Origin of the sequence: Moorena sp. SIO3B2 (assembly GCF_010692525.1) — a bacterium.
GTDB classification, from domain to species: Bacteria; Cyanobacteriota; Cyanobacteriia; order Cyanobacteriales; family Coleofasciculaceae; genus Moorena; species Moorena producens.
The window spans coordinates 1-11251 of sequence record NZ_JAAHHE010000209.1 but is presented as its reverse complement, the minus strand read 5'-3'; the positions used below and the strand labels follow the sequence as shown (position 1 = coordinate 11251).

Here is an 11251-nt window from a genome sequence, read left to right as displayed (position 1 = left end):
CTCCTGAAGGGGTCGGGTTTTCACCGCCATCCAAACAGTCAGTTAGGTTTGAAGGTTTTTTAGTCCTTCTTTCCCCCAGCTCATACCCCTTATGTAATAAGGCTCTTAGCTGGAACGAGCCGCACTTGAATAAAGCTTTTGGCTACACCAAAACGTTGAGCTAAGTTTCGGAGGTGCGACCCTAGGGCGATTTACTCGCCCTAGGAGGCGCGCACCTTGATAATTTTTATTTGTTATGAATTTATAGAATTTTTTGCCGAAAGTCAAGAGAGTAAGGTTTCATACGAAATTTTTATAATTAACTATTTAATCTATTTATAATTGTACCTCATAGCTATGAGAAACGCTATATATTCCAAGCAGTAACGCTTCAAGTCCTAATTTTGATCAGCAATCAGCAGCTATTCCGACAACCCCAAAAAAAGCAATACCTCCTATCATTCCGAGCGGTAGCGAAATTTTAGCTAAACACTACCAGCGCGTCATGCAGGAGATACTCAATTATGCTTTACCAGCATTCTGAATTATTCACTCAACACCCGCTGCAATTAAACAGCGGGTGTTTTTTACAATGAACTATCTTCCTGGGGGGGTGACATACAAGCTGAAATCCTTACTGGATAATAATTTCAGCCCATAAGTTCCAAAAATATACATTCTGTTTTGGGCGCTCCTTTGGACGTAGTTATAAGGGTTTGAGCTTGCCATTAAGCGATGCAGCTTCGGAACAGGGGAGGCAGCGCGGTCTTGGGGGTTCCCCCCATGAGCGACTGCCGTGGTTTCCCCCACTCGCGCTTTGCATCAAGACAATGACTTGAGGGTTAATTTCCGACTGTATCTTCCATGAGCCCATTGGCATCAAAGCCTTATAGAGTAAGCTTTTTGGGGCTCATGTCACCCCCTCAGCTATCTTCAGAAGGCTTTTGCTTATATACTTTTTTAATTAATTTTTTCAAATCATCCCTATCAAAAAGCTCAATTTCAGTCTTAGCTGCCAGTTTTTTGGCATTTTCTGTAAACTTACTATTAGTGATAACTAGTCCCAGGTTCGCCTGATAATAGCCAATTGCCCCCGTTACTTCCTGAACGGCCTTAATCCCTACGGTACTTTGTTGTCTCTTGGCTTGAACAACAGTCTTTATCTCCCCTTTTTCAATGACCAGATCCGCTCCATAATCCGCACTTGCTGGAGTCAGCCTCACTTGGTAGCCCAGTTCCTTAAATAATTTAGCCAGAAATTCTTCAAACTCCCTCCCCTTCATTTTATCAATTATATCTAAGTGTTCATCAATATCCTCTATAGATTCAATATCTAAGTGTTCATCAATATCCTGTTTCGATTCACGCCTATCATCAACCAAAGATTTCCAATTATTTACTTCTGCTTTGAGTTTGCGTTTCAAATCAACTTTATATTTCTTTATTCCTAAATTATCAAAAGATGATGAATTCGATGCCCGCCTATCCTCAACCGAAGATTTACCATTATTCACTTCTTCTTTGAGTTTGCGTTTCAAATCACGAGAAACCATTAACCGTTCAATCTCTTTACAGAGAGATGCTTTAGATTCTCCTTCTTGTTGGCGCTCTTTATATATTCCAACCAGTAATGCTTCAAGTCCGAATTTCGATAAGCCATCAGCAGCTATTCCCACCACCCCAAGAAAAGCAATGCCTCCGATCATTCCGAATGGACCTAACATTGCCAAAGCCGCTGTGATCGCTGCTGCTCCAGTAAATCCCGTTGTTGCCATAGCAATTAGAAGTATCACACCAGGTAAGCCTAGTGCAGCAAACTTTCTAACCACTTCATCCATATCACTATTCCTCAATATTGTTAGCTTAGAGAATTGCTCTAATTGTCACCAGTATTCCCTCCAAACTGAGTAACGACATCAGTGGAAATAGGGGATTATTGAATTAACGACGAAGCAAGCTAATAACAGGTTTACACCAACCACTTTACGTTGTCTACTTATGGTTAGCGTGAATAAAGTCAAAGCTTACTGCTGACAACCTATGGGAATCCTGCTTGATGAGTGCGCCCCACGACTAAGTTAAAATAGAGGCGTAAAGCTGAAACAAGATCATTCCAATGACAGTCCGACAACCTCGATACAGCAAAGAAGAATTTGCTCGACGTGGTGATGAAATCTACGAAACTCAGGTGCGTCCAAAGGTCGAAGCAGGGAATCACGGCAAGATTGTTGCCATTGATATTGAAACAGGCGATTTTGAGGTTGACCCAAGGGAAATAGCCGCTTGCGATCGCCTCGAAGCCCGTAACCCAGATGCTCAGAGGATATCTGAAAAGTTTTTTGATACTGAATTTTGCCCCCCTAGCCCCCCAATTCTGGGGGGAACAAGAATCAATTTGCTGGTAGAAGTCCCCCAAAATTGGGGGACCAACGGGGGCTTGGATGTAGCAAATGAGACTTTTCAGACAACCTCTCAAATCTGGATAGTCCGGATTGGTTCACGCTATGTTCGTCGGTTCGGTGGACGTGGAAAAAGAACGGGATGATTAGAGGAAATGTTAATGCAGACTTTGAACCCATTATTCCCATTTCAATTTATGGCTTGAATGGTAAAATTTACACTCAAGCGGCAATCATAGATACAGGGTTTAATGGTTGGCTTTCACTGTCTCCAGATTTGATTACTCAGTTAAATCTGAGATGGAAAAGGCGAGGACGCGCTCTTCTTGGGGATGGTAGTGAATGTATTTTTAATGTGTATGAGGTAGTTATCCTATGGGACGGATTCTCTCTAACAATTCCCATCGATGAAGCTGATTCAGAACCACTTGTTGGAATGTCATTGATGGAAGCGATGCAGCGCGGTCTTGGGGGTTACCCCCATGAGCGACTGCATCAAGACAGGCTATCAACTCATGATTCAAGTCTTTGAAGGAGGCAACGTAGAACTCCACAAAGTCAATGCACTCTAACTAATCACTACATCTTTCGCACTATCTCCCGTTCTTTGTAATTATCTATTAATTATCTAGGGATGATGGTCAATAGTAAATCGTCAATTCTAATTAGATTCAGTATCTAGGAATAAGGGGAAATCGTCCTCCCTACTCCCTACTCCCTACTCCCTACTCCCTACTCCCTGCTCCCTACTCCCTACTCCCTGTTCCCTTTGCTATATATGATCTAATTACTCATAACTAGCAACATCAAGTATTCTATTAAGAGCAACGCTTTCATCTGAAATGTATTCCTGAGAAAAATGGTAATAACTGTTAGGCTCATTATCAGGAATCACGCCATTAACCACCAAGCCCAGAACAGTCTGACCAGACTGCTCCAAAAGGCGAAAGCAGCACTACCAGAATCTACCACTCCAGGTCGGGAAACTAACAGCACACCATCGGTCATTTTTCCTAAGATAGGAGCATCAGCAGCAACGTTTAAAGAAGGGGTATCAATAATCACAAAGTCGTAACGACTAGCAACATGGTTAATCAATGAAGCCATGCGCTGGGAATCCAGAAGCACTGCTGGATTAGGAGGTACTACTCCAGAGGTCAGGACATCCAGAGTCTCGATTACTGGTTTAATGGCATCCCCCAAGTTAACCTGATTCACAAGCATATTGCTCAAGCCCACTTCATTGGACAAATCCCAGATCCGATGTTGAACAGGCTTATGGAGATCAGCATCGATTAGCAATACCTTACTTCCTCGCTGAGCAATCACTGCTGCTAAATTAGCAGACACCGTTGACTTACCTTCTTGAGGTAAGGAACTAGTCACAGTCACCGCCTTGAGGGCTTTATCTGAACTCAAAAACTTGAGATTTGCTTGCAGCATCCGATAGGATTCACTGATGGGAGACCGAGGCGTATTCCGAACAATAACTTGGGGGGTAAATGGATCTAAAACTTCCTGTGATGGATTTAATAATTGAGTTTTACTAAAGTGGGGAATCACACCCAGCAAGGTAAATTTAAATAATTGCTTAACGTCTTTGGCGTTGCTGAATTAAGGAATGAATTCGCGATCATCTGGTGAAAGTTAAAGCCCCCTAAATCCCCCAACTTTGCGGTGCGACCCAAGGGCGATTTACTCGCCCTAGGAGGCGCGCACCGGAAGGGACTTTGAAGGTCTTATTCCCCCCAGAATTGGGGGGTTAGGGGGGCAAAACCATACCCAGAATAAGCAACGCCACGTCTTTAATGGTTTTCAGAGATTTATCTCTTGTTTCTAAAATCTAAATAATTGCTGCGGTCGCAAACAGTCCCTGAAAGCAAGCAGCAATATAGGCTATTTTAGCAGAATAAATCGGAATCATCGGCACCTGAGCCCCTGCAATAATGCGGGCATTACCCATGTTTTGATTTTCCGCTACCTGAATTTCTCCAAGCTTATTTAGCAACAGAGAATAGGTGGATTGGGACACATCAAGTTGCCGTTCTAACTCGCGCTGCTGTTGTTCCAGTCTAGGGAGATCGTTAAGTCTTTTTCGGTAAGCGGTTTGGGCATTGACTAAGGCTTTTGTCTGATTAGCCAAACCTAAACGAGCTGCTTCTAATTCTACTAGCTCTTTAGTAAGCATTCAGCCGTCAGCCGTCAGCCGTGAGCTAAAGGCTCAAGCTGCTTGAGGTGCTTTTTGGCACAGGCTTTGGCCTTGGCCTTTTGGCCTTTTGGCCACGCTACGCGAACGGCCACGCGTGCGCGTTTGGCCACGCTGTGCGAACGACGCTGGGACTTCACTCAGCATTATTCCAATGCTTACTTGTTGTCTTGATGCAATAGCGAGTGGGGGAAACCCCCAAGACCGCGCTGCATCGCTTATTCAAAAGCTGAGAGCTGAGAGCTGAGAGCTGAGAGCTGAGAGCTGAGAGCTGAGAGCTGAGAGCTGAATACTTACGCTCTTTAGTCAGGTCTTGTTGTAACTCTCCTAGTTTAAAAAGCTGGCTAGCAGGTTTCGGCTTAGCATTAGAAACCTGTTTTACTCGCTGGTTTAGGATACCTTTTAGGCTGGCTACCTTACTTTCTAACTTAGCAATTGTGGGATGGGTGGATTGGAAACGGTTACGCTCTAGGGCCAGTTCGACTTCCACTTGGCGCAATTCTTGGAGTGCCTCCTGCACCTCAGGAGACTGTTTAAGAGCTGTAAGAGCTACAGCTTGTTTGGAGTTCATGCCCAATCGTTTTTGGAGCGATTCGTACTGGGCATTGACATCAGCCATTTTAGACTGATTTTGAGCAATTTCCTTTTGCAAATCTGTCAGGACTTCGATAGCTGAGCGAGCTTCTGCGTCTAAAGATATCACTTGATTTTCTTGTTTGAACTGACGCAAAGCTGCTTCTGTTTTACTAACAGTAGCTTCTGCTTGAGGTAACTGTTTCTCAATAAACTTCCGAGCAGCTACAGCTTCAGCCCGTTGAAAATCTAAGTGATTTTCTAAATAGATAGTCATTAGTTGATTAACAACTGCTGCTGCTTCTTTAGGGTCTTGAGATTGGTAAGACACTTCCAGAAGATCGGTTTTCCGGATATTGGTGACACTGACATTGTGCAAAAAGTCTTTAATTGCTAAAGGTTGCCCCTGATTATCTTTAAGATTTAGTGCGGTGATTGTCTTTTGAGCCAGAGGCTCAGACATCATGATGTTGGCTTCTGTATCTAGAGGATTACTTTGGTCTACCAGAGGTTGTAAAATACCGATTTCTTTACCTACCTCGGTAACTGAAGACGTGGTATTAAGCCGCTTAAATAACAGCAATCCTTGGGCTACATATACCGGCTTTTGCAATGATGCCACCAGAGACATAATCACAGAAACTGATACAAAAATACCGGAAGCTGGTAGCCAACGTCGCTTCAGGATCCACCAATATTGTTCAAACCTTGAGGATTCAGGAGATTCCATAAATAGCTCAAGAAAAAATTGTTTAAGTACCTGATGCTTATTTAGGGATATCCTAGCCCAGTCAATAGTCTCAATTGTGCCAATACGCCAATTTGAGTACTGTTTGTTGAAGGTTGGCTGGTTGAAGGTTGAATGTTGAAGGTTGAAGGTTGAATGTTGAAGGTTGAAGGTTTAATCGGGTTAATCGAGTTAAAGGTTGTTCGCGTAGCGTGGCCTTTTGGCCAAGGTTGAAGGTTGAAGGGTTAATCGGCTTGATGGTTGGCTGGTTGAAGGGTTAATCGGCTTGATGGTTGGCTGGTTGAAGGGTTAATTGGGTTGGCTGGTTGAAGGGTTAATTGGGTTGATGCTTGAATGTTGGCTGTTCGCTGTCAACTTTCAACCTACCCTACTTCGGACGCCAAAGGCAAACAACCACATAACCTACCCTACACCGAACGCCAAAGGCGAACAACTAAATAACCTTGGCCAATAGGCCATGCGATCGCGTTCAACCAGCCAACCTTGGCCAAAAGGCCACGCGATCGCGTTCAACCAGCCAACCTTGGCCAAAAGGCCACGCGATCGCGTTCAACCAGCCAACCTTGGCCAAAAGGCCACGCGATCGCGTTCAACCAGCCAACCTTCAACCAAATAACCTTCAACCTTCAACCAAATAACCTTCAACCAAATAACCTTCAACCTTCAACCAAATAACCTTCAACCTTCAACCAGCTAACCTTCAACCTTCAACCTTCAACCTTCAACCCGATTAACCCGATTAAACCTTCAACAAACTGTAATAGTATTTCCAATAGGCTGAAAAATTGCCGGATTTGACGAGATTCTTACCATAGCACCTGTTTGTATGTCCCAGCACTATTACATTTCTCCCCGGTTTATCGATAAACTGGCAGTTCACATCACTAAAAACTTCCTTGACATACCCCATGTCCGTGTGCCTCTAATTTTGGGAATTCATGGACGGAAGGGGGAGGGTAAGTCCTTTCAGTGTGAGCTTGTGTTCGAGCGCATGGGAATTGAAGCGGTTCATATGTCTTCTGGTGAGCTAGAAAGCCCAGATGCTGGGGATCCAGCCCGTCTGATCCGCTTGCGCTACCGAGAAACGGCTGAAATGATCCGAGTCAAGGGTAAGATGTGTGTGCTGATGATTAATGACTTGGATGCTGGGGCGGGACGGTTCGATGAACGAACCCAATATACGGTAAATACCCAGCTGGTGCATGGGACTTTGATGAACATTGCTGATAATCCTACCAATGTCCAACTTCCAGGGAGTTATGACTCACAACCGATCCACCGAGTACCGATTATTGTCACTGGTAATGATTTTTCTACTCTGTATGCGCCCTTGACTCGGGATGGTCGGATGAGCAAATTCTACTGGGAGCCCAACCGAGAAGACCGGATTGGTATTGTTAGTGGTATCTTTCACGGAGATGGACTCTCTAGCGGGGAGATTGAACAACTGATTGATACCTTCGACAATCAAGCGATTGATTTCTTCAGTGCTTTGCGATCGCGTATTTACGATGAACAAATCCGTAAGTTTATTTATGATATTGGTATAGACCGAGTTTCTTCTCGTGTAGTCAACAGTAAGCAAGGACCGCCCAAATTTGAAACACCAAACTTTAGCATCTCCCGCTTAATTGAGTTTGGAGAACTGATTAAAGCTGAGCAGCAACGGTTGGAGCTCAGCGGACTAGCTAGGGAGTACAATCAAGTCCCCTCCCTGACGAGCCCAGCAAGTAATACAAATACTAATACAAATAGTAATTCTCATATCCCAACCCCTGACCAACCTCAAGCAAACCACAAGGCACCTCTATCCAATCCAGTCATCAGTGAGTCAACTAGCCCTAAGGTCGCCAACGGGTTAAATCAATGTCAGATAGGACAGCACAACGGTAGCAAAAAGCCCTTAGATCTAGGATTAGATCTAGAAACCCAAGAGCAGATTGGAGAGCTTTTGGCTCAAGGTTACCGCCTGACCCTAGAATACGGCAATGAGCGTCGCGTTAAGAATAATGCTTGGAAAAGTGGGAATCCATTACCAGAAAACAATGTATCGGAAGCGATCGCAGCTTTGACAGAACGCTTAGGGGAGCATAAGGGTGAGTATGTGCGCCTAATTGGTATCGACACCAAAGCCAAGCGGCGGGTTATCGAAAAGATTATCCAACGTCCTTGATATCTTTACGTAAGCATTCAGCTATCAGCTATCAGCTATCAGCTGATGGGTAAATCCCTAGACTTTCAATTCTCATTAATCTGGAACTATAGCAATTCTATATCCCATAAGGTACAAATTGATCCCCCTAAATCCCCCTTAATAAGGGCGACTTTGAGGTTGATAATTCTACCTCATAACTGCGATAAACGCTATATTAAATTCTCCCTTTTGAAGTTTATTTTCAGCTGACGGCTGACAGCTGACGGCTGACAGCTGACGGCTGACAGCTGACGGCTGACAGCTGACATCTTTACAATTAACCAATCCACAATTTTAACATGACTAATGACAATAACTTGATTTACTCCTACCCACCCCTAAAAGCTGGAACTTTACTCAAACGCTACAAACGCTTTCTTGCGGATATTGAACTGCCATCAGGGGAAATTATTACTGCTCACTGCGCCAACACTGGCCCAATGATCGGAGTATCAACCATTGGCTCTGCTGTACAAGTGTCCCATAGTGATAACCCAAAGCGGAAGTTACCATACACTTGGGAAATGATTCAGGTCAAGGACAATGAACCAACTTGGGTAGGGGTTAATACGGCTTTACCTAATCGAGTGATTAAGTTAGCGTTGGAACAAAAAGTGATTCCCGAATTAGCCGACAGCTACAGCGAAATCCGCCCTGAGGTGCGTTACGGAAAAGAAAGGAAAAGCCGCGTAGATTTTTTACTGACTGGCTCAGATCGTCCGATTTATTTAGAAGTTAAAAGTGCTACCTTAGCTGAAGAGAATCGTGCTTTATTTCCTGATACAGTTACTACTCGTGGACAAAAACATTTGCAAGAACTGATGGCAGTACTTCCCGAAGCACGAGCGGTGATGCTTTATTTTATTAATCGTGCTGATTGTTTGCACTTTTATCCTGGTGATAACTATGACCCAGACTATGGGAAACTCTTAAGGGAAGCAGTTAGCAAGGGTTTGGAAGTGTTGCCTTGTCGCTTTGAAATTACCCCGTCAGGAGTTCGCTATTTGGGGTTAGCAACCTTTGAGTGTTGAGGGTATTAGTAGGTTATATATAATTTGGAGTTGTTAATAAAATCCCTTAGGTAAAGGCAATAGGCAATAGGCAATAGGCAATAGGCAATAGTGAAAAAATCTTGTGTACCTCATAGCTATTAGAAACGCTATAGAGGTGCGCTTGACCTTGGCGAATTAAATTCGCCAAGGTCAAGCGCACCTGTTGCTTTTTGGGCGAGTTGTCGCCCCCCCAGACTTGATCTAATTTAATTCTTGGGGTCTCGATTTTGGCTTGTTGTGAGTTGTGGGATTCCATGAAATCACATTATCTCTGCTTTTCTGTCTTTCCCCCTCTCCCAGTCTCCCATGCCACAATCGCCTCAGTTAAACCTTCTAAAGTATATTCAACTGCTTCTACATCTACCCTGCCTAGCAACTGGCGACAGCTTTCGGATGTTTGGGGACCAATCGAAGCGATACAGACATTGTCTAAAAGGGAATGGAGAGTTTTTAAGGGTGGAGATTGTTCGCCGTCGGCACTAGAGTAGGCTTGGTTAGTTTCCGTGGAAGAGTTAAAAGCTTGTTTGAGAAGTTTGTAAAAATTCTTGACGGTTTTAGAACTAGCAAAGGTAACAATATCTATTGCTCTCTGTTGCCAAGCATCTAAAATAGCAGGAGCCATGTAATCTGGACAACCAGACTCATAGGCAGCAACTTCTACTACTTGAGCACCTTTTTCCGTTAGTTCTTTTACTAATACTTCTCGCCCACCGGTTTCCACTCGGGGGAAAAGCACTTGTTTGTTAGTTAAAGACTCTGGAAAATGTTCCACCAAAGAATCAGCCACAAAGTTTGGTGGGATAAAGTCCGGTTGTAAATTGTGTTGTTTCAGACTCGCGGCAGTTTTCTTACCCACCACAGCAATCTTAATCCCGACTAAGGCACGGGCATCTTTGCCATTATCCAGTAATCGTTTAAAAAAGTAATCGACCCCATTGCTAGAGGTGAGAATCAACCAATCGAAGTTAGCGAGATTAGCGATCGCATAATCTAATCCAGCCCAACTGGAAGGAGGCGTAATCACCAAGGTGGGCATTTCGATAATAGTCGCTCCTTGTTGTGCCAGGAGCTGGTTAAATTTTTGGGATTGACTAGCGGAACGGGTAACTAAGACAGTTTTTCCAGTAAGCGCCTTAGTAGTTGCCGTTGCCCCTTGAACCTTGTCTTGATAACCTTCACTCTGCGACTGGTCTTGATCAGCTAATCCCATAGATGCCCTTAACCCCACTACTTCACCAACTACAATTACCACAGGAGAGAGGGAGATACCAAGGGTTTGGTTTACAATAGTGCTTAAAGTACCCAGCCAAACCTGTTGCTGGGGGCGTCCACCATTCCGAATCAGAGCAATGGGAGTCTGATGCGATCGCCCATAGCGTTGCAGCTGTTGGACAATTTCTGCTAGATGACGCCCTCCCATTAAAATCGCCAAGGTGTCAATTCTTGCTAGTGCTTCCCAATCTAGTTGCTCTGGCTGATGAGCAGTGACAACGGCAAAGCATTTGCTCAAAACTGAATCTGTTAAAGGAATTCCGGCTAGTAAGGGAGCGGCTAGGGCTGAGGAAATGCCTGGTATCACTTCAAACTGACACTCAGCAGCAATCAATGCCTGAATTTCTGAGCTAGAGCGCCCGAAAATAAACGGGTCACCACTTTTTAGCCTTACGACTTGCTTGCCTTGTCGGCATTGGTCTACTAGTAGTTGGTTAATCCTAGCTTGGGGTGTAGAAGGGCGTCCACCCCGTTTCCCTACATGGAACAGTTGACAATCACAGGGCACCAGTTGCAATAAAAGGGAATCTACGAGAGCATCATAGACCAACACTTGAGCTTGAGTCAGCAGTTGTTGCCCCCTTACGGTTAAGTAGTTAACATCTCCTGGACCAGCACCTACGATGTAAATTTTTCCCTTTTTGTGATTAGTCATTCCTCTTGCTCAATCGGCACACTTATATCGAAAACTATTAGAAACTTAGCATCAGGCACCAGCTGTTTCAGGGTCTGCAAATAACCTTTGGCATCATAACAGTTGGGGAACCGAGCGAAAACGACTGGTGGCATCGGTGGTAATAGCCTAATCATGACCCATGGGTATAGGCT

The 11251-nt window shown here is 44.2% G+C and carries 11 protein-coding genes and 1 pseudogene; 5 read left to right on the top strand and 7 right to left on the bottom strand.

The genetic code is table 11. From position 1 onward, the window contains the following. Window positions 1-902: 902 nt before the first annotated feature. The gene (locus tag F6K38_RS27950) at window positions 903-1817 is read right to left on the bottom strand and encodes a restriction endonuclease (RefSeq protein ID WP_287358337.1); all 915 of its coding nucleotides are present in this window, start codon (window positions 1815-1817) and stop codon (window positions 903-905) included. Window positions 1818-2095: 278 nt separating this feature from the next. On the opposite strand from F6K38_RS27950, the pseudogene F6K38_RS27945 reads away from it, so the two are divergent. Continuing rightward, window positions 2096-2296 (top strand): annotated as a pseudogene (locus F6K38_RS27945) (hypothetical protein); the annotation flags it as partial. Between the two features lie 224 nt (window positions 2297-2520). Continuing rightward, on the top strand, window positions 2521-2910 hold the full coding sequence (locus F6K38_RS27940) for a hypothetical protein (RefSeq protein WP_008188729.1): 390 nt from the start codon (window positions 2521-2523) through the stop codon (window positions 2908-2910). A gap of 359 nt (window positions 2911-3269) precedes the next feature. On the opposite strand, the gene F6K38_RS27935 is transcribed toward F6K38_RS27940, so the two are convergent. The 3 genes from F6K38_RS27935 to F6K38_RS27925 form a co-directional block, all read right to left on the bottom strand. Next, on the bottom strand, window positions 3270-3941 hold the full coding sequence (locus tag F6K38_RS27935) for a CpsD/CapB family tyrosine-protein kinase (protein ID WP_229414732.1): 672 nt from the start codon (window positions 3939-3941) through the stop codon (window positions 3270-3272). 280 nt (window positions 3942-4221) lie between these two features. Next, on the bottom strand, window positions 4222-4566 hold the full coding sequence (locus tag F6K38_RS27930; protein WP_008188731.1) for a GNVR domain-containing protein: 345 nt from the start codon (window positions 4564-4566) through the stop codon (window positions 4222-4224). 154 nt (window positions 4567-4720) lie between these two features. Continuing rightward, a complete protein-coding gene (locus F6K38_RS27925) occupies window positions 4721-5887 on the bottom strand; it encodes a GumC family protein (protein WP_008188733.1) in 1167 nt (388 codons plus the stop codon). Window positions 5888-6348: 461 nt separating this feature from the next. Here F6K38_RS27925 and F6K38_RS27920 point away from each other — a divergent pair, with 461 nt between their 5' ends. Then, on the top strand, window positions 6349-6543 hold the full coding sequence (locus F6K38_RS27920; protein ID WP_154659928.1) for a hypothetical protein: 195 nt from the start codon (window positions 6349-6351) through the stop codon (window positions 6541-6543). Between the two features lie 188 nt (window positions 6544-6731). Then, window positions 6732-8078: a RuBisCO small subunit-like domain-containing protein gene (locus tag F6K38_RS27915; RefSeq protein WP_008188739.1), complete on the top strand. Its 1347-nt coding sequence runs from the start codon at window positions 6732-6734 to the stop codon at window positions 8076-8078. Window positions 8079-8246: 168 nt separating this feature from the next. Here the strand turns inward: F6K38_RS27915 and F6K38_RS27910 are convergent, their stop codons facing one another. Further along, on the bottom strand, window positions 8247-8384 hold the full coding sequence (locus tag F6K38_RS27910; protein WP_154659929.1) for a hypothetical protein: 138 nt from the start codon (window positions 8382-8384) through the stop codon (window positions 8247-8249). Between the two features lie 14 nt (window positions 8385-8398). Here F6K38_RS27910 and sfsA point away from each other — a divergent pair, with 14 nt between their 5' ends. Continuing rightward, entirely contained in the window at window positions 8399-9130 is a 732-nt protein-coding gene (gene sfsA, locus F6K38_RS27905; RefSeq protein WP_008188741.1) for a DNA/RNA nuclease SfsA, read from the top strand. Window positions 9131-9176: 46 nt separating this feature from the next. On the opposite strand, the gene F6K38_RS27900 is transcribed toward sfsA, so the two are convergent. Further along, window positions 9177-9407, bottom strand: a complete 231-nt coding sequence (locus F6K38_RS27900) for a hypothetical protein (RefSeq protein WP_287358336.1) — start codon at window positions 9405-9407, stop codon at window positions 9177-9179. Between the two features lie 9 nt (window positions 9408-9416). Next, window positions 9417-11078: a uroporphyrinogen-III C-methyltransferase gene (gene cobA, locus F6K38_RS27895; RefSeq protein ID WP_008188745.1), complete on the bottom strand. Its 1662-nt coding sequence runs from the start codon at window positions 11076-11078 to the stop codon at window positions 9417-9419. Window positions 11079-11251 lie beyond the last annotated feature (173 nt).